We start from the raw sequence: 25,618 nt of genomic DNA on the forward strand, positions 1-25,618 counted from the left end.
AGACCTTCCAGGACGGAGGGGCGTCGGACCGCGGGGCTCACAGTCCTCGCCGATTCGTCCCGGCACACGGCGCTGAAAGAACGTGTTCCGTCGAGACTTGACCCGATTGGGTCGCGGGATGCGCTCGAACGCTCCTAAAGGAGCGACAGTTGGGTCGGTTCGGACGAGGGGGGCTCGGCCGGTTCCGGGGGCCGGATCCGGCGCGGTGTGTCCGCGCGCGTGGGACCGATGCCGTACTCCTCGGCCAGTTCGTGCACCTGGCGGGTGATCCGCCGCTGGTACCACTTCGGGGCGTAGGAGCCCTCCGCGTACATCCGCTCGTAACGGGCCACCAGGTGCGGATGGTGCTGCCCCAGCCAGGCCATGAACCACTCGCGGGCACCGGGCCGCAGATGCAGCACCAGCGGCGTCACGGACGTGGCGCCGCAGGCCGCGATCGCCCGTACGGTGGCGCGCAGTTGGGCGGGGCTGTCGCTCAGGAACGGGATCACCGGCGCCATCAGCACTCCGCAGCCGATGCCGTGATCGCCGAAGGTGCGCACGACCTCCAGGCGCCGCTCGGGCGCCGGCGTGCCCGGTTCGACGGTCCGCCAGAGCTCCTCCTCGGTGAAGCCGACCGAGACGGAGATGCCGACGTCCGTCACCTGTGCCGCCTGCTTGATCAGCTCCAGGTCGCGCAGGATGAGCGTGCCCTTGGTCAGGATCGAGAAGGGGTTCGCGTGGTCGCGCAGTGCCGAGATGATGCCCGGCATCAGGCGGTAGCGGCCCTCGGCGCGCTGGTAGCAGTCGACGTTGGTGCCCATCGCGATGTGCTCGCCCTGCCAGCGGCGCGAACCGAGCTGCCGGCGCAGCAGCTCCGGCGCGTTGATCTTGACCACGATCTGGCTGTCGAAGCCGAGGCCCGTGTCCAGGTCCAGATAGCTGTGCGTCTTGCGCGCGAAGCAGTACACGCACGCGTGTGAGCAGCCGCGATAGGGATTGACCGTCCACTGGAACGACATCCGCGACACCGCCGGGACCCGGTTGATGATCGAGCGGGCCCGGATCTCGTGGAATGTCATTCCGCGGAACTCCGGCGTATCGAACGTACGGGTCGTGACAGCGTCCGCGCCGAACAGCGCGGCATCGGCCCGGCTGTGTTCGGAGTCCACGGTGAGGTTCTCCCAGCGCATGACGCCTCCTCGGTAGCACTGACCACAGAATGGAACACATGTTCCCTTGATCGTGCGAGGGTGTTTTCCGAACGCGTTCGACCGGGTTGCGCCACCCCGATTTGGGGCGCCGGGCGGCGGGGTGGTTGGCTTGCCCCGACCCCCGAGCAACCAGGTCCTGGAGGAAAGCGATGGCGCAGGTCGAGGCCACAACGGAGCGGATCGTCGCGGCGGACGCGGAGACGGTGTTCGACGCCCTCGCCGACTACAGCGGCACGCGCGCGAAGCTGCTGCCCGAGCAGTTCAGCGAGTACGAGGTGCACAAGGGCGGCGACGGCGAGGGCACCCTCGTCCACTGGAAGCTCCAGGCCACCAGCAAGCGCGTGCGCGACTGCCTCCTGGAGGTCAGCGAGCCCACCGACGGTGAGCTGGTCGAGAAGGACCGCAACTCCTCCATGGTCACCACCTGGCGGGTCACCCCGGCCGGTGAGGGCACGTCCCGGGTCGTCGTGACCACCACCTGGACCGGCGCCGGCGGCATCGGCGGCTTCTTCGAGAAGACCTTCGCCCCCAAGGGCCTCGGCCGGATCTACGACGCGATGCTCACCAGGCTCGCCGCCGAGGTCGAGAAGTAGCCCTCCCAAGAAGCGGACATCCGAGGGGTGTTGCCGCCCCTCACCGGTTCGGGTGATCTCCGTGCGGCCCGCTCCTGTGCCGTAACTCGTCGCGCTTGCTCGTAGTTGTCGCTTTTACGCGGGAATTGTGCGGCAGCGCGACGAGGGGAGCGGTGAGTGGGCGGGATCACTCTGGCGCAGGACGAACCGGCGGTGGCGCCTGCCGACACCCCCGTGCAGCCGCCGAATCCGGACAGCGGACTCAGCCCGCGGCGGGTGCGGTTGATCTTCTTCGCCCTGATGCTGGCCCTGCTCCTGGCCGCCCTGGAGCAGATGATCGTCGCCACGGCGCTCCCGAAGATCGTCGGCGAGCTGCACGGCCTGGACCGGATGTCCTGGGCGATCACCGCCTATCTGCTCACCGCCACCGTCGGCCTGCCGATCTACGGCAAGCTCGGTGATCTCCGCGGCCGCAAGGGCGTCTTCCAGTTCGCGATCGTCGTCTTCGTCGCCGGCTCCGCACTCGCGGGCCGGGCGCAGACCATGGACCAGCTGATCGCCTTCCGCGCCCTGCAGGGCGTCGGCGCGGGCGGCCTCATGATCGGCGTCCAGGCGATCATCGCGGACATCGTGCCGCCCCGGCGGCGCGGTACCTACATGGGCCTGATCGGCGCCGCCTTCGGCCTCGCCTCCGTGGCCGGACCGCTGCTCGGCGGCTACTTCACGGACCACCTCTCCTGGCGCTGGTGCTTCTACGTCAACGTCCCCTTCGGGCTGGTCACGCTGGCCGTCGTCGCCGTCACGCTGAAGCTCCCGACGCCGGCCGCGAGGGCCCGTCTCGACGTCCTCGGCGCGCTGCTCCTGACCGCCGCCTCCACCTGCCTGGTCCTGCTGACCAGTTGGGGCGGCACCGAGTACGCCTGGGACTCACGGATGATCCTCGGGCTCGCGGCCGGAGCGGCGGCGGCCACCGTCCTCTTCCTGGTCACCGAGCACTTCGCCGTCGAACCCCTCATCCCGCTGCGGCTGTTCAGGGACTCCGTCTTCAACGTCACCGGCCTGGTCGGCCTGGTGATCGGGGTGGGCCTGTTCGGCGCCGCCGGCTACCTGCCGACGTACCTGCAGATGGTCGACGGGGCGTCCGCCACCGAGTCGGGCCTGCTCATGCTGCCGATGATGGCCGGCATCGTCGGCGCCTCGCTCGTCGTCGGCCGGCTCATCAGCCACACCGGCCGCTACAAGGCCTACCCGATCCTCGGCGGTGCCCTCTCCGTCGTCGGCATGGGGCTGCTGTCGCGGCTGGAGGTCGGCACGCCCCGGCTGCACTACAGCATCTGGATGGCCGTCCTCGGCGCCGGCATCGGCATGGTGATGCCGGTACTGATCCTCGCCGTGCAGAACTCCGTACGCCCCGCCGACCTCGGCACCGCCACGAGCGCCAACAACTACTTCCGGCAGATCGGCGGCAGTGTCGGAGCCGCCGTCTTCGGCACCCTCTTCACCGACCGGCTCGCCGACGCCCTCGCCGAGCGTCTTCCCGCGCGCGCAGGCACCGCGCTCCCGGACCCCGAGTCCCTCACCCCGCAGCTCGTGCACGCACTGCCCCCGGCCCTGCGCGACGACTACATCAGGGCGTACGCCGACGCCATGCCGCGGATCTTCCTCTACCTGGTGCCGGTGCTCGTCCTCGGACTGGTCATCGCCCTCTTCCTCAAGGAGAAACCCCTGGTGTCCCACAACGCCTCCGTCACCGACCCGGGCACGGCGCCGGGGAACGCCCCGGTCCCGCAGGCCCGCGCCGCGTACGGCGCCGGTGTGCCCGTGTGCGGCTCGGTGCAGCATCACGACGGGACCGTCGTACCCCGTGCGGCGCTCACGCTCATCGACGTCACCGGGCAGCAGACCGGGCGCGGCGCGAGCGGCGAGGACGGGCGCTACGCGCTCGCCACCCCGGGCCCCGGCTCGTACGTCCTGATCGCCGCGGCCGGCGGCCACCAGCCGCAGGCGGTCACCGTGACCGTCGGCGAGCGTCCCGTCGAGCTCGACATCGTCCTCGGCGGCGCCGGCAACCTGATCGGCACCGTGGTCACCGCCGACGCCGCGCCCGTACGGGACGCCACCGTCACCCTGACCAACGTGCACGGCGAGGTCGTGGCCACCACCCGCAGCGGCAGGGAGGGCGGCTACGTCATCACCGAGCTCGTCGCCGGCGAGTACACCCTCGCCGCATCCGCGCCCGCCTTCCGCCCGGCCGCGCTCCCCGTCACCGTCCAGGCCGCCCGCGAGACCCGCCGGGACATCGAACTGGCCGGCGGCGCCGTGCTGCGCGGCACCGTCCGGGCGGGCGGCGGCCGGCCCGTGGAGGACGCGCGCGTGACGCTGCTCGACGTGGCGGGCAACGTCGTCGACACCCTCACCACCGGCGCCGACGGCACGTTCCGCTTCGTCGACCTGTCCTCCGGCGAGTACACGGTCATCGCGGCCGGCTACCCGCCCGTCGCCACCGTGCTCCAGGTCGCCGGAGGAGGCCGAACCGAGCGGGACCTCCAGCTGAGCCACGAGGACTGAGCGAACACCGGCCGGAGAGCGAACGGCACCGGCGCGCGGGGTCGTACGCCGGTGCGAGCCCCGCGCGGGCAATTCCCGCATTGCCTCACATGGCCGGCGGCGGTCGCCGTACGGTGGTGGCGCCGGCACAGATCTTGCGTCCGTGGGGAGAGAGGGCCTGGGCCATGGACCGTGGCATCGACAGGGCTGAGCAGGGCGCGGGGACGGAACCCGCCGAACCCGGCCGTGTGCCCCTGGCGGTCGTCGTGGTCGACCGCGACGGCCTCGTCTCCCACTGGAGCCGCGGCGCACGGCGCCTGTTCGGCGTCCCCAAGGAGGAGGCGATCGGACGCACCGCTCTCGACCTGCTCCCCGTCTCCGGCGCCGTGTCCGAGGAGCAGGATCCCCTCGGACACGCCGCCGTCGACGGCCTCGGTCCCGGTCTCGGATCCTCCCTCGGCGGCGGGCTGTCCTACCCGGCGGCGGGCCGCGCCCGGCTCGCCGCGTCCGGGGACGACCGGGTCGACGTCCTGTGGTGGGCCTACCCGCTGGTGGGGTCCGGGCCCGAGCGACTGCTCGTGCTGGCCGCCGGCACGGACGGGCTGGGCGCGGACGGCGGGGCGTTCGAGCGGATCGCGCCCGGCTTCGCGCTGCACACCGACTTCCCCGGGGCGGAGGAACTCGCCCGCCGGCTCCCCGAGATCCTGCCCAGCATGAGCGTCGGCGAGAGCGCCCGGATCGTCGCGCAGGTCCTCGAACTCGGCTACCCGATCCTGGAGTTCAGCCAGAGCGACCGGGTGCCCGTCACCCCCGACTGGGGTGTGGCCCGGCGCGCCGAGCGCAGGGCGCGCCGGGAACGGGCCGCGCGGGCTCTGGCCGCCGGCGAACCCGTGCCGGAGGAGCTGCGGGACGAGGGCGAGGACCTCGAATACGCCGCCGTCCGTGAGCGCCTGGAGTTCCTCAACGAGGTCAGCGGACGCATCGGCACCTCCCTCGACCTGTCCCGCACGATCGTCGAGGTCAGCCGGGCCGTGGTGCCCCGCTTCACCGACGTCGCCGGTACGTATCTGCGCGAGCAGGTCGTCGCCGGCGAGGGGTTCGAGGACGGGGTGCCCGACACGACCACGATGTGGCATCGGGTCGCCCTGGAGCACACGGACGAACCGGGCCGCTGGGACGACGTCGTCCCCGTCGGCGAGGCGATGCCGTTCCCGGCGCACACGCCGTTCTTCCAGTGCATGACCAGCGGTGAACCCGTGCTCGTGCCGCGCATCAGCGAGGAGATGGGGCACGCCATCGCCGCGCAGTTCGAAAAGCGCGACATCCGGCCCCTCATCACCGGCCGCTCGATGCTGGTCGTGCCTCTCAAGGCGCGCAACGTCGTGCTCGGCTTCATGATCCTGCTGCGGCACCCGGAGCGGCCGGTCTTCAACGACATGGACAGGGTCACCGGAGCCGAACTCGCCGCCCGCGCGGGCCTGGTGCTCGACAACGCGCGTATGTACACCTTCCAGGAGAACGTCGCGGAGACGCTCCAGGACAGCATGCTTCCGCACATCCCGTCCCGCATGACCGGCTGTGACATCGCCACCCGCTATCTGCCGGGCACGCTGCTCGGGCGGGTCGGCGGCGACTGGTTCGACGCGGTCAAACTGCACGGCGGACGCACGGCGTTCGTCGTCGGCGACGTCATGGGACACGGCCTCAACTCGGCCGCGATGATGGGCCAGTTGCGGACGGCCGTGCAGACCATGGCCGGGCTCGACCTGCCGCCCGCCCAGCTGCTGCGCAACCTCGACGACCTCGCCCAGCGCCTCGGCGACGGCTACCTGGCGACCTGCCTGTACGCCGTCTACGACCCCATCGCGGGCGAACTCCACCTCGCCAACGCCGGGCACATCCCGCCCGTCCTGGTCCGGGCCGCCGACGGCCGCAGCGAACTGCTGGACCTGCCCACCGGCGCGCCGATCGGCGTCGGGGGAGTGCCCTTCGAGGCGGTACGCGTGCGCGTCGAGCCCGGCGACCGGCTGGTGATGTGCACCGACGGGCTGGTCGAGGTGCGCGGCGAGGACATCGGAGTGGGCCTCGCGACGCTCTGCGAGTCGGCCGCGCACCCGGCCGCGTCCATGGACGACGCCTGCGACACCATCATCCGGGCGCTCAACACACGGGGTGGCCGCAAGGACGACGTGGCCCTGCTGATGGCCCGCCTGGGCGGCATCGAGCCGGACGACGTGGCCGAATGGCGGCTCGCCCTCGTCCCGGCCGAGGTGGGCCGGGCCCGCGCGGCGGTGCGCGAGCAACTGCACGACTGGGGTCTTGCGAAGCTCGCCGCACCGGCCGAGCTGATGGCCGGCGAACTCGTCACCAACGCCGTGCGGCACTCGCACGCCCGGCCCGTCGCGCTGCGGCTGGTGCGCGGCGACACCCTGCTTTGCGAGGTGGACGACGACGACCACGAGCTGCCGACGCTGCTGCACGCGGGCCCGCTCGACGAGGCCGGACGCGGTCTGCGCGTCGTCAGCACGCTGTCCCGCGAGTGGGGGACCAGCCGGACCAAGGACGGCAAGACGGTCTGGTTCGAGCTGACGCTGCCGCGCCGCTGAAACACCGTCCGTGCCGCCGCCGCAGGCGCGGCGCAGCACTGCGGCCGGGTTTCTTCGGCGCGCCCGGCTCGCCGACGGCCGGCGGGCCGGCTCCGGCCGCACACGTAGTGGCACCGCGCGCCCGTGTTCTTGTGGCCGGGGCCCGGGCGCGGTACACCGTACTCGCCCGTCGCACGGCGGGATCCGTTCGCACCCCCAGGGAGTGGGACATGAGCGTGACGCGTAGGTACCGGGAAGCCTGGGAGGGGTTCTGGCGGGAGGCGTCCGCCGAGCCCGGGGCGGTGTTCTGGGACGCGGAACCGGTCCTGACCGTGGGCCCGCACCTCGCCCTGTTCGAACCGTACCTGGCCGATCCCGCGCTGCCGCTGGTGGACCTCGGCTGCGGCAACGGCACACAGACCCGCTACCTCGCCGACCGCTTCCCGCACGTCCTGGGCGTCGACCTGTCCGCCGCGGCCCTCGACCACGCCCGGCGGGCCGATTCGGCGGGACAGGCGGCCTACCGGCAGCTGGACGCCGCCGCGAAGGAGGAGACGCAGGCGCTGCACGCGGAGCTCGGCGACACCAACGTCTATCTGCGGGGCGTCCTGCACCAGTGCGAGCCCGACGACCGGCAGTCCCTGGCCGACGGGATCGCCACCCTGGTCGGCGATCGCGGCCGCGCCTGTCTCGTGGAGCTCTCGGGCGCCGCCAAACCGGTCCTGGCGGGCCTGGCGGGCGGCCCCGACGGTCCGCCGCCCAAGCTCGCGCCCGTGTTCCGGCACGGCATCGCGCCCGGAGAGGTGTCGGACGAGGCCGTGCCCGAGTATCTGCGCTCGGCCGGGCTCACCGTCCTGGCGAGCGGCCGGCTGCCCCTGAAGACCACGGAGTACCGGCCCGACGGCACCCGCATCGAGCTGCCCTCCACCTGGCTTGTGGCGGGGCGTACGGCCTGAGGCCGGCGGCCGGGAGAGCCGGACCCGGTGGTGCGGTCTGGTGGGCGACAAATTTGTCGGTGTACGGTCAGCCTGTCCCAGTCCGTGCCCTGCCTCGCCCCCGCGGAGGACAGTCATGCCGATGCCCTGGTTACGGATGCTTGCCGCGTCAGCGGTGTCGACGATGCTGATCGGCGCGAGCGCCGTCACGACCGCCGCCGCACCGGACCATCGCGGAGTACGCGACAGCGTGCACACCGCCGGGCGCGTCAAGGCAGCCGGGGACGTGCTCCAGTACAGCTGGCCCGGCGTCTACTTCGAGGGCAGGGTCCGGGGCACCGGCGTGGGCGTCGTGCTCGACGATCCGGCCGCCGACTACGACGTCCAGGTCGACGGGGCCACAGTCGCGACCCTCGTCACGCCGGGGAGGACCACCCACTGGGTCAGGGGCCTGCGTGAGGGCGTGCACACCGTCCGGCTCGTCAAGCGCAACGACACCCCGTGGAGTACCAGCTCCTTCGGCGGTTTCGTCGCCGCACCCGGCGGCGCCGTCCTGGCCCGGCCGGCCGCACGCAGCCGCCAGATCGAGTTCATCGGCGACTCCCTCACCGTCGGCTACGGCAACCTCTCCACCTCCCGCGACTGCGACAGTGAGCAGCTCAGGCGCACCACCAACGCCGACGTGAGCTACGGCGCCCTCACCGCCCGGGGACTGGGTGCCGACTACCAGATCAACGCCTACTCGGGCCAGGGCATGGTGCGCAACTACAACGGGGGCTCCCCGGAGGTGAACTACCGCACCTTCTACGACCGTGCGCTGCTGAACGTGCCGGGCGACGTCTGGCACAACCCGGGCACCTGGCGACCGGGGCTGGTGCTGGTCCACCTCGGCACGAACGACTTCTCGACCCCGGTCAACCCGGGCGAGCCCTGGACGGAGGAGAGCCTCGCCGCCGCCTACCGCAGCGCCTACAGCGGTTTCCTCGAGAAGCTGCGCAAGCGCTACGGGGCCGCGACCACCATCCTGGCCGTCGGCACGGGCCCGTTCGCCGGTCATGTCGAACACGTCGTCCGGGAACGCAACAGCGCGGGCGACCGCCGGGTCCGCACCTGGCCGCTCGACACCACCGGCCTGGACCACGCCGGCTGCCACTGGCACTACTCGGCCCGCGACCACCGGCTCCTGGCCGACCGCCTCACCGCGTTCCTCGCCGACCTGCCGATCCGTTGGTGACCGGTTCGTAGCCCGTTCCGCCCGTAGCGCGTAACGTGACGAACCATGAAGATCTCCGCCCCGGACGGCACGTCATGAGAATCCTCATCAGCGCCGACATGGAGGGCGCCACCGGCGTCACCTGGCCCGACGACGTGATGCCGGGCGCCTCCCAGTGGGAGCGCTGCCGCTCCCTGTTCACCTCCGACGTCAACGCCGCCGTACAGGGCTTCCACGACGGCGGCGCCGACGAGGTGATCATCAACGAGGCCCACTCCACGATGCGCAACCTGCTGCTGGAGCAGCTCGACGACCGCGCCCAGATGCTCACCGGCCGGCACAAGGCGCTGTCCATGGTGGAGGGCGTGCAGCACGGCGACGTCGACGGCATCGCCTTCGTCGGCTACCACGCGGGCGCCGGCATGGAGGGCGTCCTCGCGCACACCTACCTCGCCAACTCCATCACGGGCGTGTGGCTGAACGACGTACGGGCCAGCGAAGGCCTCCTCAACGCCCACGTCGTCGCCGAGTACGGCGTGCCGGTCGTGCTCGTCACCGGGGACGACATCGCCTGCGAGGACGCGCTCGGGTACGCGCCCGAGGCGCTGAAGGTCGCGGTCAAGGACCACGTCTCGCGCTACGCGGCGGTGTGCCGCACACCCGCCCGCACGGCGGCCGACATCCGGGCGGCGGCCAAGGAGGCGGCCGCACTGGCGGTGCGTCACGAACCCGTGCGGGGTGGCCCGTTCACCGTGGCCGTGGAGTTCGACGCGGAGCACCTGGCGATGGCCGCCACCGTCGTCCCGGGGGTGGACCGGATCGCGGAGCGCAAGGTGGCCTACACGAGCGAGACCATGTACGAGGGCATCCGCGCCTTCAAGGCGGTCACCACGATCGTCTCGGCCGCGGTGGAGGAGCAGTATGGCTGAGCAGGTGGACGGGACCGCGCTGGACGAGGTGGTGACGTTCACGTCCGACCTCATCCGGATCGACACCACCAACCGGGGCGGGGGCGACTGCCGGGAACGGCCCGCCGCCGAGTACGCCGCCGCACGGCTCGCCGACGCCGGGATCGAACCGACTCTGCTGGAGCGCACCGAGGGCCGGACCAACGTCGTCGCCCGCATCGAGGGCACCGACCCGTCGGCCGGTGCCCTGCTGCTCCACGGCCATCTGGACGTCGTGCCCGCGGCGGCCGCCGACTGGAGCGTGCACCCGTTCTCCGGGGAGATCCGCGACGGGGTCGTCTGGGGGCGCGGCGCCGTCGACATGAAGAACATGGACGCGATGATCCTGGCCGTCGTGCGCGGCTGGGCACGCCGGGGTTTCCGGCCCCGCCGGGACGTCGTCATCGCGTTCACCGCCGACGAGGAGGCCAGCGCCGAGGACGGCTCAGGGTTCCTCGCCGACGAGCACCCCGCGCTGTTCGAGGGCTGCACCGAGGGCATCGGCGAGTCGGGCGCCTTCACCTTCCACGACGGCAGCGGACGGCAGATCTACCCGCTCGCGGCCGGGGAACGCGGCACGGCCTGGCTGAAGCTCACCGCCCGCGGACGCGCCGGGCACGGCTCCAAGGTCAACCGGGACAACGCCGTGACCCGCCTCGCGGGCGCGATCGCCCGGATCGGCGCGCACGAGTGGCCGCTGCGGCTGACCCCGACCGTACGCGCCGCCCTCACCGAACTCGCCGCGCTGTACGGCATCGAGACCGACCTCACCGACGTGGATGCGCTGCTGGAGAAGCTCGGACCGGCCGCCGCGCTCGTCGAGCCGACCCTGCGCAACAGCGCGAACCCGACCATGCTGGACGCCGGCTACAAGATCAACGTCATTCCCGGCGAGGCCGTGGCCCACGTGGACGGCCGGTACATGCCCGGCGGCGAGGAGGAGTTCCGCATCACCCTCGACCGGCTCACCGGGCCGGACGTGGAGTGGGAGTTCCACCACCGCGAGGTCGCCCTGGAATCGCCGGTGGACTCGGCGACGTTCGCGAGGATGCGGGCGGCCGTCGAGGAGTTCGCACCCGAGGGCCATGTCGTGCCGTTCTGCATGTCCGGCGGTACCGACGCCAAGCAGTTCTCCCGCCTCGGCATCACCGGCTACGGCTTCACCCCGCTGAAGCTGCCGGACGGCTACGACTACGCGGCCATGTTCCACGGGGTCGACGAACGGGTACCGGTCGAGGCGCTGCACTTCGGTGTCCGCGTACTCGACCGGTTCCTGCGGACGGCCTAGGAGAGTGGGGGAGACGGTGCGGACGCTGGCCTACGGAGCGTGGCCCTCGCCCATCGACGCGGCCATGACCGCCGCGCACGACGGGCACCCGGAGCACGTGGGCTTCGTCGGCGACGAGGTGTGGTGGACCGAGCCGCGCCCCGCCGAGGGCGGTCGGCGCACCCTGGTGCGACGGCACGCCGACGGCCGGGAGGAGTCGCTGCTGCCCGCGCCGTGGAACGTGCGCAGCCGGGTCATCGAGTACGGCGGGCACCCGTGGGCCGCGCTCGAGGGTGACACCGGACCGCTGGTGGTGTTCGTGAACTTCGCCGACCAGCGGCTGTACCGCTGCGAGCCGGGCGGTGAACCCCGCCCGCTCACCCCTGTGTCCCCCGTGGGCGGGGGACTGCGCTGGGCCGAGCCGCTGCCGCTGCCCGAACGGGGCGAGGTGTGGTGCGTGCTGGAGGAGTTCACCGGCGACGGACCCGCCGACGTGCGCCGCGTCCTGGCCGCCGTCCCCCTGGACGGATCCGCCGCCGAGGACCGGGGCGCGGTACGCGAACTCACCGGCGCTCGACACCGGTTCGTGACCGGGCCGAAGCTCTCGCCCGACGGGCGCCGGGCCGCCTGGCTCGCCTGGGACCATCCGCGCATGCCGTGGGACGGCACCGAACTGCTCCTCGCCGACATCGCGCCCGACGGCACCCTCCGTGGCGCCCGGGTCGTGGCAGGCGGGCCCGGCGAGTCGATCGCCCAGGCCGACTGGACCCGCGACGGCCGCCTGCTGCACGCGAGCGACCGCACCGGCTGGTGGAACCTCTACCTCGACGGGCAGCCGCTGTGCCCGCGCGAGGAGGAGTTCGGCGGCGCGCTGTGGAAGCTGGGTTCGCGATGGTTCACGCCGCTGGAGAGCGGTCTGATCGCCGTCGTGCACGGCCGGGGCACCACCGCCCTCGGCGTACTGGACCCGGAGACCGGCGAGGTCGTCGACGCCGCGGGGCCCTGGACCGAGTTCGCACCCACCCTCGCCGCCCACGGCGAACGGGTCGTCGCCGTCGGGGCCAGCCCCCGCAGCGCCTACGAGGTCGTGGAGCTGGACGCCCGCACCGGCCGGGCCCGCGTCGTCGGCGCCGAGCACGACGACGCCGTCGATCCCGCGTACTACCCCGAACCGCAGATCCGCACCTTCACCGGCCCGGACGGCCGCGACATCCACGCCCACATCTACCCGCCGCACCACCCCGGCTGCGTCGCCCCCGGCGACGAACTGCCGCCCTACGTCGTCTGGGCGCACGGCGGGCCCACCGGCCGGGCCCCGCTCGTGCTCGACCTGGAGATCGCCTACTTCACCTCGCGCGGCATCGGCGTCGCCGAAGTGAACTACGGCGGCTCCACGGGATACGGCCGTCCGTACCGGGAGCGGCTGCGCGAGCAGTGGGGCGTGGTGGACGTCGAGGACTGCGCCGCGGTCGCCCTGGCCCTCGCAGACGAGGGCACCGCCGACCGCGGCCGGCTCGCCGTCCGGGGCGGCAGCGCGGGCGGCTGGACCGCGGCCGCCTCGCTCACCACCACCCACGTCTACGCCTGCGGCACCATCAAGTACCCCATCCTGGATCTGGCCGGCTGGGGCACGGGCGAGACCCACGACTTCGAGTCGCGGTACCTGGAGGGCCTCATCGGTCCGCTCGCCGACGTGCCCGCCCGGTACGCGGAGCGCTCGCCCGCCGCCCAGGCCGACCGCCTCACCGTGCCGTTCCTGCTGCTCCAGGGTCTGGACGACGTGATCTGCCCGCCCGTCCAGTGCGAGCGGTTCCTGGCCCGGCTGGAGGGCCGGAGGGTGCCGCACGCCTATCTCGCCTTCGCGGGGGAGGGGCACGGGTTCCGCAGGGCGGAGACCATGGTCCGCGCCCTGGAGGCCGAACTCTCCCTCTACGCCCAGGTGTTCTGCCTGGACCCGCCCGGTGTCCCGACCCTGGAGCTCGCCGAGTGAACCCGTTGGTACGACCACCCCGGCTCACCCCCGGCGCCCGTGTCGCCGTCGTCGCGCCGAGCGGGCCCGTACCCGAGGACAGGCTCCAGGCCGGGCTCGACATCCTGCGCGGCTGGGACCTCGACCCCGTGGTGGCACCCCATGTGCTCGCCCGGCAAGACGAGTTGGGCTACCTGGCCGGCACGGACGAGCAGCGCGCCGCCGACCTTCAGGGCGCCTGGTGCGACCCGTCGGTGGCGGCCGTGCTGTGCGCTCGTGGCGGATACGGGGCGCAGCGCATGGCCGACCTGCTCGACTGGGAGGCGATGCGGGCGGCGGGCCCGAAGGTGTTCGCCGGGTTCAGTGACATCACCGTCCTGCACCAGGCGTTCGCCACACGTCTGGGCCTGGTCACCCTGTACGGGCCGGCGGCCGCCGGAGTCGATTTCCTCAAGAACGTTCGGGCTCAGGACCATCTGCGGGCCACCCTCTTCGAGCCGGAGTCCGTGCAAGCCCTCACGGCCGTCCCGCCGGGCGGCACCGCACTGATACCGGGCCGTGCCAGGGGCATCACGCTCGGCGGCTGTCTCAGCCTGCTCGCGAGCGACCTCGGCACCCCGCACGGCCACCCCGGGGCGCGCGACGGGCTGCTGCTGATGGAGGACGTCGGCGAGAGCCCGTACCGCCTGGACCGCTACCTGACCCAACTCCTGCGCACCGGCTGGCTCGACGGGGTCGCCGGCATCGTGCTCGGTTCCTGGGCGGGGTGCGGACCGTACGGGGAGCTGCGCGCGGTCCTCGCCGACCGGCTCGGCGGTCTGGGCGTCCCGGTCGTGGAGGAGTTCGGGTTCGGGCACGGCGTGGGCGCGCTGACCATGCCCCTCGGGGTGAGGGCCGAACTGGACGCCGAGTCGGGCACGTTGACACTGGAGGAACCGGCCCTCGGCTGAGGGCATCGCCCCCTGAAGGCCCGTCAAGAACCCTCGTTTCGGTGATTGACGGCTTCTGACACGTGTCACACCATGACAATCGGCCCGGTACCTACTGGTCGGTATCCGGGTTGCCCTCACCGTGGAGGTCCGAGTGTCCCGACGCCTGCCCAGAACCCGCGCACCCCTCGCTCTCGCTCTGGGCGCCGCCCTGGCCGTGCCCCTCGCCCTCACCCCGCCGGCGGCCGCGGCCGACGCCTACACCGTCACGCCGTTGAAGTTCACGGTGCGGGCGGGCGGCCGAGCCTGCACGGTCGACGCCGACCTGTACCGTCCCGCGGGCGTGGACCGCGACCACCCGGCGCCCGCCGTGCTCGGCACGAACGGCTTCGGCGGCAGCAAGACGGACGGCTCGACGGACGCCATCGGCAAGGCCTTCGCCCAGCGCGGCTACGTCTCGCTCGTCTACTCCGGGCTCGGATTCGGCCGCAGCGGGTGCCTCATCTCCCTCGACGACCCGGACATCGACGGCGCCGCCGCCTCGCGGCTGGTCGACTTCCTCGGCGGCACCCGCGCCGCCGACGACGGCACCCGCGCCGACTTCGTCACCCGTGACGCACCCGGCGACCCACGCGTCGGCATGATCGGCGGCTCCTACGGCGGCGCCGTCCAGCTCGCGACGGCCGCCGTCGACCACCGCCTCGACGCGCTCGTGCCGATGATCACCTGGAACGACCTGGCGTACGCGCTCTCTCCCAACAACGCCGTCGGCAGCGGGAACGTCCCCGGGGCCTTCAAATGGCAGTGGACGAACGGCTTCTACCTCATCGGCGAGGGCCAGCCGCTGCTCCAGCCCGCTCTCGATCCCTCCCGCATCAACTCCCTGTCCTGCCTGCACTTCGTCACCGAGGCCTGCCGCACCGTCCACACCCTCAACTCCGGGAGCTACCCGGCCGACCGGACCGCCGAGCTGCTCGCCTTCGCGCGCCGCGTGTCCCCGCTGTCCTACCTCGACCGCGTCGACACACCGACCCTGCTGGTCCAGGGGCAGGCCGACACCCTGTTCAACCTCAACGAGGCGACGGCGACGTACCGGGCGCTGAAGGCCGGGGGCACACCCGTCAAGATGATCTGGCAGGCCTGGGGGCACAGCGGAGGGCTCACCGGCCCGGCCGCCGCCGGAGAACTCGACCTGACCAAGGGCAACCTGGAGACCAGCTACGTCGGCCGGCGCGTCCTCGCCTGGTTCGACCGGCACCTGCGCAAACGGCCCCACATCGACACGGGACCGGCGTTCGCCTACCACCGCGACTGGATCACCGACCCGGACCGCACCTACGCCACCGCCGAACACCTCCCCGCCCTCAGCCGCACGCTGTACCTCTCCGGCGACGGCAAGCTCGTCGACAACCGCCGCAAGGTGGCCCGCGGCAGCCGCGGCTACACCAACCGGCTGATCCCCACGAGCCATTCGGAGAGCTCGCTCGCCGGGCTCATCGGGCTGCCGGACCCACCGCCGAGCGACACCGAAGGCACCTACCTCGACTGGACGACCCCGCCGCTGGAGCGCCCCCTCGACGTCGTCGGCGCCCCCCGGGCCACGCTCAAGGTCGTCTCCCCGAGGGCCGAGCGCACCCAGGACAGCTCCGACGCGGCCGACAAGCTCGTGCTGTTCGCCAAGCTCTACGACGTCGCCCCCGACGGCACCCGCACCCTGGTGCGCCGGCTGATCGCACCGGTGCGCGTCCCGGACGTCACCCGGAGCTTCACCGTCACCCTGCCCGGCATCGTGCACCGGTACGAGACCGGGCACCGGCTGCGGTTCGTGATCGCCGCGAGCGACGACGCGTACTTCGGCAACCGGGGGATCAAGCCGGTGACCGTGGTCAGCGGGCCGGGCGACACCGGGGTACTGCGGCTGCCGGTCGTCGGCTCCTGACGCCCCGACTGGGGACACTCAGGCGGCGCGGTTACTGTGGCGGGGTGCCGCACCACGCATCCCGCCACCTCGCCGAAGGCCCCCGGGTGGGCATACGCCCCTTCACCTACGAGGACGGTGCCGAGTTCACCTCCCGCGCCCGGGAGAGCAAGGACCTGCACCACCCGTGGCTCTTCCCGCCCACCACGGCACAGGCGTACACCGCCTACGCGGGCCGGCTGATCGAGGATCCGTCCAAGGCCGGCTTCCTGGTCTGCGAGAAGGACGACGGGGCCATCGGCGGCTTCATCAACATCAACAACATCGTCGAGGGCGGCTTCCAGTCCGGGGCACTGGGCTACGGCGCCTTCGCGCACGCTGCCGGGCGGGGGCTGATGCGCGAAGGGCTGGACCTCGTCGTGGGGTACGCGTTCGGCCCGATGCGGCTGCACCGGCTGGAGATCAACGTCCAGCCGGGCAACGCCGCGTCGATCGCCCTGGCCCGCGGCTGCGGGTTCCGTCTGGAGGGCTTCTCGCCGAAGATGCTCTTCGTCGACGGGGCCTGGCGCGACCACGAACGCTGGGCGATCACCACCGAGATGATCACCGGTCCGGGACGGCGCTGAGGCCCCGCGTCCGCGACCTGATCCAAAGGAAAGGATCTAGGCGTGACGGTCCACGTACTCGTAGATCGACCCGTCCGGATGCAGGGCGATCAGGTTGCGGCCCGCCGGTGAGGCGATAGGGCCCGCGACGATGTGAGCACCCAGTTCGGTCAGCACCTTGTGGGTCTCGTCCACGTCCGTCACGGCGATCGTCGCGGCAACCTTGCGCAGCACCTCCAGCTCCGCCGGGGGGCCGCTCATCAGCAGGAAGCAGCCGATCGCCGCCACCTGGACACCTCCCCGCTCGAAGCGCTGGGCTCTGCCGCCCGCCAGTCGCTCGTAGAAGGGGATCGCGGTCTCGAGGTCGTCGACGCAGACGCGCAGTGTGGCACCCAGAATCTCCATACGGCTGAGCCTAGTTACGCGCGAGGGGCCGAGGGTACCCGGCCGGGCATGAAGCCGTTGGATCACCTGGAGCATCTGGACAAGCACCTCGTCGACGAGCTGGCACAGGTGGCGCGCGAGACGGTACGGGAGGAGCTGCGCGAGCAGACGCGCAAGCAGCGCCGCAAGGCCGCCTTGTACGCCGCGTCCGGCGCGCTCGCCCTGTACGCGGGCGCGGCCCTCGCCCTCGCCGTGGGGCTGGCCCTCGCCCTCGGACTGCCCGACTGGGCCGCCGCGCTGATCACCGCCGTGATCCTGGGCGCCCTCGCCTACGTGCTGCGCGGCATGGCGCGGCCGTCCCGGCCGGGCGCGGGGCACACGGCCGGGACGGCGCCGGGCGGAGACGGTGCCCGCCGGACCGCTGCCGAAGCGGTCGGCGGCATGCCGTATCCGCCGGTGCCGCCGGCCCCGCCCGGTGGCACGGCCGCCCCGGGCCCCGTGCCCCCGCGGCCGGCGGGCGACCCGGACGTACCCCGACGCGGGGTGTGATGCCGGGTGCGCACACCAGGAACATCGCACCGGCGCGGCCGTGTGGTGGTGGTGACCGGAGCCAGCGGCGGTGTCGGCCGGGCCGCGGTCCGGGCCTTCGCCGCCCGCGGCGACAGGGTGGCCCTGCTCGCCCGCGGACGTGAGGGACTCGCCGCCACGGCGGACGAGGTGCAACGCGCCGGCGGCGAGGCGCTCGTCGTCCCCGTGGACGTCTCCGACGCCAAGGCCGTCGACGATGCCGCCCAGCAGGTCGTCGATGCCTACGGCCACATCGACGTCTGGGTCAACAACGCCTTCACCGGGGTGTTCGCGCCGTTCACCGAGGTCGCCCCGGAGGAGTTCCGGCGGGTGACCGAAGTGACCTACTTGGGCTACGTGTTCGGCACCCGGGCCGCCCTGCGCCACATGCTGCCGCGCGACCGCGGCACGATCGTGCAGGTCGGCTCCGCACTCGCCTACCGGGGCATTCCGCTGCAGTCGGCGTACTGCGGGGCCAAGCACGCGATCCAGGGGTTCAACGAGTCGCTGCGCTGCGAGCTGCTGCACGCGCGCAGCGGGGTGCGGACCACGATGGTGCAGCTGCCGGGTCTCAACACGCCGCAGTTCGACTGGGTGCTGAACCGGATGCCCGGGCGGGCCCGGCCGGTCGCGCCCGTGTACCAGCCGGAGGTCGCGGCCCGGGCCATCGTGCACGCGTCGTCGCACGCACGGCGCCGGGAGTACTGGGTGGGCGGCTCCACCGCCGCCACCCTCCTCGCGAACGCGGTGGCTCCCGGGCTGCTCGACCGCTACCTGGCCCGCACCAACGTCGACGCGCAGCAGGAGGACGGCCCGCCCGAGGGGCCCGCGAACCTGTGGTCCCCGGCGGACGGGCCGCACGGGCGGGACTTCGGCGCGCACGGGCGCTTCGACGACGAATCCACGGACGACAGCCCGCAGCAGTGGCTGTCGCGGAACCGGGGATGGATGGGCGCGGCCCTCACCACGGCAGCCGCCGCCCTGACCGTACGCAAGCTGACCGGCCGGGCTCGGCGCTAGCGCCCCGCCCCGCAGACCCGCTACGCGTCTTCTGCGCCGTCCCCGCAGCCGCCGTCCCCGGAGCCGTCGAGGAACCGCAGCAGTACGGTCGCCTCCGCCCGCAGCCGGTCGGCACGATCCGCGTGGGCGGGGGCGGTCAAGTGTGCTGCCGCCTCCAGACGTTCGGCGGCCTCGGCGCGTACGACGTCCACCATCTCGCGCTCACCGAGCTCGCGCCGGGCCACCTCGGTGGCACCGGCTCCGACCGGCGAGGCCTCCAGAGCGGCGGCCCGGGGCACGGCGCCGTCCACGGGCACCGCCTCGGCGTTGTCCAGCGCGGCCAGCGTGCCGCGCAGGGCACTCACCGCGGCCTTGTCCCGGGCCCGCATCGCTTCCGGCAGGGCGTCACGCATACGCAGACGAACAGACATGCGGGCGACTGTAAGCGACCCACCACAGGTCCGTCCCCGGATTTCCCGCCCCCGGACGTCCCGGGGCGCGGGTCAAAGGGTGGGCGCGAGGTCAGACGGCCTGCTGGAGCTGCGGCAGCACCTTCGTGCGGTAGAAGTCGAAGAAGCCGCGCAGGTCCGGCCCGATCTGGTTGACATAGACCCGGTCGAAGCCCGCGTCGGCGAACTGCTTCAGCTCCGCCACGTGCTCGTCCACGTCGTCACCGCACACCCGGTTCGCCCGCACCATGTCCTCGGTGACGAGCTGTTGCGCCTGCTCGAAATGCTTGGGGGAGGGCAGCACCTGACCGAGCTCGCCCGGCAGCTGCTCGTTCGCCCAGAGCCGGTGGACGGTCCGTACGGCCTCGTCCTTGTCGGTGTCGTAGCAGACCTTGGTGCCGCCGCTGACGAGCTTTCCGCCGCCCCCGCCCTTGCGGTACTGCTCCACCATCGCCTCGTCCGGCATCATGGTGATGTAGCCGTCTCCGACGCGGGAGGCGAGCTGCGTCGCGGCGGGGCCGAAGCCGGAGATGTCGATCGGGATCGGTTCGTCCGGGACGGTGTAGAGGCGGGCGTTCTCGACCGTGTAGTGCGGCCCGTGGTGGTTGACCTCCTCGCCGCTGAACAGCCGGCGCATCACCTGGATGGCCTCCTCCAGCATGTCCAGCCGGACGTGCGCCGGGGGCCAGTGGTCGCCCAGGATGTGCTCGTTGAGCGCCTCACCGGAGCCGACGCCGAGCCGGAAGCGGTTGTTCGTCATCACCGCGCTGGTCGCCGCGGCGTGCGCCACCACCGCCGGGTGCATACGCACGGTGGGACAGGTCACCGCGGTCTCGATCGGCAGGGACACCGCCTCGGACAGCGCGCCGATCACCGACCACACGAACGGGCTCTGACCCTGCTCGTCGTTCCAGGGGTGGTAGTGGTCGGAGATCCACAGCGCCTGGAATCCGGCCTGCTCGGCCATCCGCGCCTGCTCGATCAGCTCGGCGGGTCCGTACTGCTCGCACGAGAGGAAGTATCCGTACTCGGGCATGGGGAAGTGCCTCCGCGACGTCGGCGGTCCGTATCCCGCACCGGGTACCCGAGCGAGGGTCCGGAAACCGGCGGCGTGCGGGTGAGCGGAAACCGGCGGCGTGCGGGTGAGCGGAAACCGGCGGCGTGCGGGTGAGCGGGCTCCGGCCGACGTTTGGGTGCCCTGGCCAGGGGGACGCGGAAGGCTCCCGAGCTACGCGACAGCGCCGGAGGCGAGCGACCGTGAGTCGACCCCGCATCCTGATCGTCGGTGCCGGCTTCGCCGGGTACCGCACGGCCCGCACCCTGTCCCGGCTCACCCGGGGCCGGGCTCACATCACCCTGCTCAACCCGACCGACTACTTCCTGTACCTGCCCCTGCTGCCCCAGGTCGCCGCCGGTGTCCTGGAGCCGCGCCGGGTCACGGTCTCCCTCTCGGACTCGCTGCCGGACGTGCGGCTGGTGCTGGGCGAGGCCGACCGCATCGACCTCGACGACCGCACGCTGCACTACACCGGCCCCGAAGGGGAGGGCGGCACCCTCGCCTACGACCGGCTGGTGCTGGCCGCGGGCAGTGTCAACAAGCTGCTGCCCATTCCCGGTGTCGCCGAGCACGCGCACGGCTTCCGGGGGCTGCCGGAGGCCCTGTACCTGCGCGATCACGTGACCCGGCAGGTGGAGCTCGCGGCCTCCTCCGACGATCTGGGGACGTGCGCCGCGCGGTGCACCTTCGTGGTGGTCGGCGCCGGGTACACGGGCACCGAGGTCGCCGCGCACGGGCAGCTGTTCACCGACGCGCAGGTGCGCAAGCACCCGCTGCGGCAGGGCATGCGGCCGCGCTGGATGCTGCTGGACGTGGCGCCGCGGGTGCTGCCCGAGATGGACGAGAGGCTCTCCGCGACCGCCGACCGGGTGCTGCGGCAGCGGGGTGTGGACGTGCGCATGGGGACCTCCGTGAAGGAGGCCACGCACGACGGTGTCCTGCTGACCGACGGCGAGTTCGTCGAGACCCGGACGCTGGTGTGGTGCGTGGGGGTGCGCCCCGACCCGCTGGTCGAGTCCCTCGGGCTGCCCATGGAGAAGGGGCGGCTGCTCGTCGACCCGCATCTGCGGGTTCCGGGCCGGCCGGAGCTGTTCGCCTGCGGTGACGTGGCCGCGGTGCCCGATCTGGAGAACCCGGGGAGCTACACGTCGATGACGGCGCAGCACGCCTGGCGGCACGGCAAGGTCGCGGCGGAGAACGTCGCCGCCTCGCTCGGTCTCGGCGGTGCGCGCACGCCGTACCGCCACCGCGATCTGGGTTTCGTCGTCGACCTGGGCGGGGCGAAGGCCGCCGCCAATCCGCTCGGCGTGACCTTGTCCGGCGTACCGGCGGGCGCGGTGACGCGGGGCTACCATCTCGCCGCGATGCCCGGAAACCGCGTCCGGGTCGCGGCCGACTGGTTGCTGGATGCGGTCCTGCCGCGCCAGGCCGTGCAGTTGGGTCTCGTACGGTCCTGGTCGGTGCCGCTGGACACCTCGTCCCCCGAGGTAGCCCGGGTGCCGGGCGGGCCAGCCGGGCAGCGGCAGGAGGCGAGCGCCCGGTCCGGACCGGGGGCGGCGCTCGCGGCCGACACGGACGACGGGGGCACCGGCGCCCGACCGGGCCGGTACCGGCCCCCCGATGAGCCCGCGAAGGGGCAGCCCGGATCCGGGCCGACGCAGGTACGGCCCGGATCCGGGGCCGCGGTGCTGCGGTCCGAGCCCGAGACGGCGAAGGGCCGCCCGGCTGCGGACGCCCCCGGCCGGGGGCACGGGGAGCTGCGGTCCGAGTCGGAGACGGCGAAGGGGCGCCCGGATGCGGGGACGGCTGCGGCTGCGCGGTCTGCCCACGAGCCTGCGAAGAACCAGCCGGGTGGCGAGCCCGCCAGGAATCAGCCCGGCGGCGAGCCGGCCAGGAATCAGCCGGGCGGTGAGCCTGCGAAGAACCAGCCGGGTGGCGAGCCGGCCAGGAATCAGCCCGGGGGCGAGCCGGCCAGGAATCAGCCGGGCGGTGAGCCTGCGAAGAACCAGCCGGGCGGTGAGCCTGCGAAGAATCAGCCGGGCGGTGAGCCTGCGAAGAACCAGCCCGGCGGTGAACCGGCGAAGAACCAGCCCGGTCCCGGTCAACCGCCCCCGGCCCCTCATCCCGCCCCCGGCCCCGTCAAACGAACCGACGTCCCGGACGACCCGGACGACTCCACGAAAGGAGACTCATGAACACCGGTGAACTCACCGACCTCGGACAGCAGCTGCGGGTGGACAGTGTCCGCGCCGCCGCCGCGGCGGGCTCCGGGCACCCGACGTCCTCGATGTCCGCGGCCGACCTGATGGCCGTCCTGCTCGCGCACCACCTCCGCTACGACTTCGACCGCCCCGCCCACCCCGGCAACGACCGCTTCGTCCTCTCCAAGGGCCACGCCTCCCCGCTGCTGTACTCCGCGTACAAGGCGGCCGGCGCCATCGACGACGAAGAGCTGCTCACCTTCCGCAAGCTGGGCAGCCGCCTCGAAGGGCACCCCACCCCGCAGCGCCTGCCGTGGGTCGAGACGGCCACCGGTTCGCTCGGGCAGGGCCTGCCCGTCGGGGTCGGCATCGCGCTGGCCGGCAAGCGGCTCGACCGCACCGGCTACCGCACCTGGGTGCTGTGCGGTGACAGCGAACTGGCCGAGGGTTCCGTGTGGGAGGCCGCCGAGCACGCCGGGTACGAGCACCTGGACAACCTCACCGTGATCGTCGACGTCAACCGGCTCGGCCAGCGCGGCCCCACCCGGCACGGCCACGACCTGGACGCCTACGCCCGGCGTTTCCAGGCCTTCGGCTGGCACACCGTCGAGGTCGACGGCCACGACGTGGACGCCGTCGACCGGGCCTACGCCGAGGCCGCCTCCACCAAGGGCCAGCCCACCGCGATCCTCGCCCGCACCCTCAAGGGCAAGGGTGTCGAGGGCGTCCAGGACCGCGAGGGCCTGCACGGCAAGCCGCTTCCGGAGGCCGAGGAGGCGATCACCGAACTCGGCGGTCAGCGCGACACCCGCGTCCGGGTGCAGGAGCCGGCCGCCGCCCGCATGCTGCACTCCGTCCACACCGGGAACTTCGAACTCCCGAGGTGGGACAAGGGCGAGGAGATCGCCACCCGCAACGCCTTCGGCGAGGCGCTCGCCGCCCTCGGCACCGGCCGCGGCGACATCGTCGCCCTGGACGGCGAGGTCGGCGACTCCACCCGCGCCGAGTTCTTCGCCAAGGAGCACCCCGACCGCTACTTCGAGTGCTACATCGCCGAGCAGCAGCTCGTGGCCTCGGCGGTCGGGCTCGCGTCCCGCGGCTGGGTGCCGTACGCCGCCACCTTCGCGGCCTTCCTCACCCGCGCGTACGACTTCATCAGGATGGCGTCCGTCAGCGGCTCCGGCATCAACCTCGTCGGCTCGCACGCGGGCGTCGCCATCGGCCAGGACGGACCCAGCCAGATGGGCCTGGAGGACCTGGCGATGATGCGGGCGGTGCACGGCTCGACCGTGCTGTACCCGTGCGACGCCAACCAGACCGCCCGGCTCGTCGGCGCGATGGCAGGCCTGGAGGGCGTGCGCTACCTGCGCACCTCGCGCGGCGAGAGCCCGGTGATCTACGCCCCCGACGAGGAGTTCCCGGTCGGCGGCAGCAAGGTGCTGCGCTCCTCCGGCCAGGACCGGCTGACCCTCGTCGCGGCCGGTGTCACCGTGCACGAGGCGCTGGCCGCCGCCGAGGCCCTGGAGCAGGAGGGCATCGCGGTGCGGGTGATCGACCTGTACTCCGTCAAGCCCGTCGACCGGGCCACCCTGCGCCGGGCCGCCGAGGAGACCGGCTGCCTGGTGACCGTGGAGGACCACCACCCGGAGGGCGGCCTCGGGGACGCGGTCCTGGACGCCTTCACCGACGGACGCCCCGTACCGCGCCTGGTGCGGCTCGGCGTACGGAGCATGCCGGGCTCGGCCTCCCCGGAGGAGCAGTTGCGCGCCTCGGGCATCGACGCGGACTCCATCGCGGCGGCCGGGCGGCTGCTGGTGGAGGAGGCGGTCGTGCGGTGAGCGGCGGCGACGGCACGCGCGGGGTGCGGGCGGGCCGCCGCACGGTGGAGGTGCACCGGCCGGACAAGGTGCTCTTCCCCGGCGGCGGCGACGCCAAGGAGTACACCAAGGCCGATCTCGTGGACTTCTACCGGGCCGTCGCGCCCTTCATGCTGCCGCACCTGCGCGGTCGGCCACTGATGCTGGAGAGGCACCCGGACGGCATCGACGGCCCGACGTTCATGCAGAAGAACACACCGGAGCACTACCCGGAGTGGATCCCCCGGGTCGAGGTGGCCAAGGAGGGCGGCACCGTCCGCCACGCCGTCTGTGACGACACCGCCACCCTCCTCTACCTGGCCGACCAGGCGAGCATCACCCTGCACCGCTGGCTGTCCCGCGCCGACAGCGTCGACCACCCCGACCGGCTGGTCTTCGACCTCGACCCTCCCCCAGTGCCCGAAGGGCCTGGGGGGTCCCCCAGGGACGACTTCGAGGCCGTGCGCGAGGCCGCCCGGCGCCTGGGGGAGCTGCTGGACGAGCTGGACCTGCCCTCGGCGCTGATGACCACCGGCTCGCGCGGGCTGCACGTCATCGTGCCGCTGAACGGCCGGCACCACTTCGACGAGGTGCGCGCCTTCGCCCGGGACGTCGCCGACACCCTCGCCGACGCACATCCCGACCGGCTCACCACCGCAGCCCGCAAGAAGGAGCGCGGTGAGCGGCTCTACCTCGACATCCAGCGCAACGCCTACGCCCAGACCGCCGTCGCGCCCTACACGGTCCGGCCCCGCCCGGGCGCGCCGGTGGCCACCCCCATCACCTGGGACCAGCTGGACGACCCCGAGCTGCACGCCCGCCGCTGGACCGTCGCCGACGCCGTCGAGCAGGCCCGTACCAACCCCTGGTCCGGCCTGCTGAGCCGCGGCAGGGCGCTGGGACCGGCCCGGCGGCGGCTGAACGCCCTGCGTGGCTGAGACCCCGGCGATCTACCGGTGGGTGTCAGATGCATGCGCCTGTAGAGGTTTGGCGAACACGCTTGCGGCCACACGGAGGGGGAGGTGGCCATGTCGAACACAAAAAACACGCAAGAGTCACAGAGTTCACAGAAGTCTCAGGACTCACAGAATTCGGACAAGACGAACGACAACCAGAAGGCCGACAGCCGGCCGAGGCCGATGGAGGTGCTGCGCCAGGCGCGCGGCCAGCTCGCGGAGCTCACCGGCATGGAAGCCGAGTCCGTGTCGTCCTTCGAGCAGACGGAGGAGGGCTGGGCGCTGGAGGTCGAGGTCCTCGAACTCGAGCGCGTACCCGACACGATGAGCCTGATGGCGAGCTACCAGGTGGAGCTCGACGCAGAGGGGCAGCTCACGGGTTACCGGCGCGTCCGCCGCTACGAACGTGGTCGGTCCGACGCGCGCAGGTCCGGCGGCCGCTAGGCCGCCCGAACGAACCAGCACCCAC

At 72.7% G+C, this 25,618-nt stretch carries 21 protein-coding genes; 17 read left to right on the forward strand and 4 right to left on the reverse strand.

The window, feature by feature from the left end; genetic code table 11:
- Positions 1-134: 134 nt before the first annotated feature.
- Positions 135-1,172 (reverse strand): Rv2578c family radical SAM protein, encoded by a 1,038-nt coding sequence (locus FDO69_RS18300; RefSeq protein ID WP_104780914.1) that lies wholly within the window; start codon positions 1,170-1,172, stop codon positions 135-137.
- Positions 1,173-1,342: 170 nt separating this feature from the next.
- Here FDO69_RS18300 and FDO69_RS18305 point away from each other — a divergent pair, with 170 nt between their 5' ends.
- From FDO69_RS18305 to FDO69_RS18355, 11 genes are all read left to right on the forward strand, one after another.
- Complete coding sequence (locus FDO69_RS18305; protein WP_104780915.1) at positions 1,343-1,786, forward strand: SRPBCC family protein; 444 nt, start codon at positions 1,343-1,345, stop codon at positions 1,784-1,786.
- A 156-nt stretch (positions 1,787-1,942) separates the two neighbouring features.
- Positions 1,943-4,333 carry an MFS transporter gene (locus tag FDO69_RS18310; RefSeq protein ID WP_104780916.1) on the forward strand — a complete coding sequence of 797 codons (2,391 nt, stop codon included), beginning with the start codon at positions 1,943-1,945 and terminating at the stop codon, positions 4,331-4,333.
- A gap of 164 nt (positions 4,334-4,497) precedes the next feature.
- On the forward strand, positions 4,498-6,918 hold the full coding sequence (locus tag FDO69_RS18315) for a SpoIIE family protein phosphatase (protein ID WP_167526638.1): 2,421 nt from the start codon (positions 4,498-4,500) through the stop codon (positions 6,916-6,918).
- A 209-nt stretch (positions 6,919-7,127) separates the two neighbouring features.
- Positions 7,128-7,853, forward strand: coding sequence for a class I SAM-dependent methyltransferase (locus FDO69_RS18320; protein ID WP_104780918.1), 726 nt, complete (start codon positions 7,128-7,130; stop codon positions 7,851-7,853).
- Between the two features lie 121 nt (positions 7,854-7,974).
- Positions 7,975-9,066, forward strand: a complete 1,092-nt coding sequence (locus FDO69_RS18325; protein ID WP_234387984.1) for an SGNH/GDSL hydrolase family protein — start codon at positions 7,975-7,977, stop codon at positions 9,064-9,066.
- A 74-nt stretch (positions 9,067-9,140) separates the two neighbouring features.
- A complete protein-coding gene (locus FDO69_RS18330) occupies positions 9,141-9,974 on the forward strand; it encodes a M55 family metallopeptidase (RefSeq protein ID WP_104780920.1) in 834 nt (277 codons plus the stop codon).
- Positions 9,967-11,280 (forward strand): M20/M25/M40 family metallo-hydrolase, encoded by a 1,314-nt coding sequence (locus tag FDO69_RS18335; protein ID WP_104780921.1) that lies wholly within the window; start codon positions 9,967-9,969, stop codon positions 11,278-11,280. The genes FDO69_RS18330 and FDO69_RS18335 overlap by 8 nt, the downstream gene beginning before the upstream one ends.
- Positions 11,281-11,284: 4 nt before the next feature.
- On the forward strand, positions 11,285-13,249 hold the full coding sequence (locus FDO69_RS18340; RefSeq protein WP_104780922.1) for a prolyl oligopeptidase family serine peptidase: 1,965 nt from the start codon (positions 11,285-11,287) through the stop codon (positions 13,247-13,249).
- The gene (locus FDO69_RS18345) at positions 13,246-14,178 is read left to right on the forward strand and encodes a S66 peptidase family protein (protein WP_104780923.1); all 933 of its coding nucleotides are present in this window, start codon (positions 13,246-13,248) and stop codon (positions 14,176-14,178) included. Before FDO69_RS18340 ends, FDO69_RS18345 begins: the two co-directional genes overlap by 4 nt.
- Positions 14,179-14,311: 133 nt before the next feature.
- Positions 14,312-16,096 (forward strand): CocE/NonD family hydrolase, encoded by a 1,785-nt coding sequence (locus FDO69_RS18350; protein WP_234387985.1) that lies wholly within the window; start codon positions 14,312-14,314, stop codon positions 16,094-16,096.
- A gap of 44 nt (positions 16,097-16,140) precedes the next feature.
- Complete coding sequence (locus FDO69_RS18355) at positions 16,141-16,701, forward strand: GNAT family N-acetyltransferase (RefSeq protein ID WP_104780925.1); 561 nt, start codon at positions 16,141-16,143, stop codon at positions 16,699-16,701.
- A gap of 36 nt (positions 16,702-16,737) precedes the next feature.
- Here FDO69_RS18355 and FDO69_RS18360 read toward each other — a convergent pair whose 3' ends face one another.
- Complete coding sequence (locus tag FDO69_RS18360; RefSeq protein WP_104780926.1) at positions 16,738-17,085, reverse strand: VOC family protein; 348 nt, start codon at positions 17,083-17,085, stop codon at positions 16,738-16,740.
- A 48-nt stretch (positions 17,086-17,133) separates the two neighbouring features.
- Between FDO69_RS18360 and FDO69_RS18365 the strand changes: the two genes are divergently transcribed.
- Together FDO69_RS18365 and FDO69_RS18370 are read left to right on the forward strand one after the other, a co-directional pair.
- Positions 17,134-17,613: a phage holin family protein gene (locus FDO69_RS18365; protein ID WP_104780927.1), complete on the forward strand. Its 480-nt coding sequence runs from the start codon at positions 17,134-17,136 to the stop codon at positions 17,611-17,613.
- Positions 17,614-17,619: 6 nt separating this feature from the next.
- Positions 17,620-18,651, forward strand: coding sequence for an SDR family oxidoreductase (locus FDO69_RS18370; RefSeq protein ID WP_104780928.1), 1,032 nt, complete (start codon positions 17,620-17,622; stop codon positions 18,649-18,651).
- Positions 18,652-18,671: 20 nt separating this feature from the next.
- Here FDO69_RS18370 and FDO69_RS18375 read toward each other — a convergent pair whose 3' ends face one another.
- Positions 18,672-19,019, reverse strand: a complete 348-nt coding sequence (locus FDO69_RS18375) for a hypothetical protein (protein WP_104781094.1) — start codon at positions 19,017-19,019, stop codon at positions 18,672-18,674.
- A 133-nt stretch (positions 19,020-19,152) separates the two neighbouring features.
- Positions 19,153-20,115 carry an LLM class F420-dependent oxidoreductase gene (locus tag FDO69_RS18380; RefSeq protein ID WP_104780929.1) on the reverse strand — a complete coding sequence of 321 codons (963 nt, stop codon included), beginning with the start codon at positions 20,113-20,115 and terminating at the stop codon, positions 19,153-19,155.
- A 221-nt stretch (positions 20,116-20,336) separates the two neighbouring features.
- Between FDO69_RS18380 and FDO69_RS18385 the strand changes: the two genes are divergently transcribed.
- The 4 genes from FDO69_RS18385 to FDO69_RS18400 all read left to right on the forward strand — a co-directional run bounded on the left by FDO69_RS18385 (position 20,337) and on the right by FDO69_RS18400 (position 25,593).
- The gene (locus tag FDO69_RS18385; RefSeq protein WP_104780930.1) at positions 20,337-22,331 is read left to right on the forward strand and encodes an NAD(P)/FAD-dependent oxidoreductase; all 1,995 of its coding nucleotides are present in this window, start codon (positions 20,337-20,339) and stop codon (positions 22,329-22,331) included.
- Positions 22,328-24,175: a transketolase gene (locus FDO69_RS18390; protein ID WP_104780931.1), complete on the forward strand. Its 1,848-nt coding sequence runs from the start codon at positions 22,328-22,330 to the stop codon at positions 24,173-24,175. Before FDO69_RS18385 ends, FDO69_RS18390 begins: the two co-directional genes overlap by 4 nt.
- Complete coding sequence (gene ligD / locus FDO69_RS18395) at positions 24,172-25,131, forward strand: non-homologous end-joining DNA ligase (RefSeq protein WP_104780932.1); 960 nt, start codon at positions 24,172-24,174, stop codon at positions 25,129-25,131. The genes FDO69_RS18390 and ligD overlap by 4 nt, the downstream gene beginning before the upstream one ends.
- A 90-nt stretch (positions 25,132-25,221) precedes the next feature.
- The gene (locus FDO69_RS18400) at positions 25,222-25,593 is read left to right on the forward strand and encodes a gas vesicle protein GvpO (RefSeq protein ID WP_104781095.1); all 372 of its coding nucleotides are present in this window, start codon (positions 25,222-25,224) and stop codon (positions 25,591-25,593) included.
- Positions 25,594-25,618 lie beyond the last annotated feature (25 nt).

It is taken from the genome of Streptomyces tibetensis (genome assembly GCF_007655005.1).
Lineage (GTDB): Bacteria > Actinomycetota > Actinomycetes > Streptomycetales > Streptomycetaceae > Streptomyces > Streptomyces tibetensis.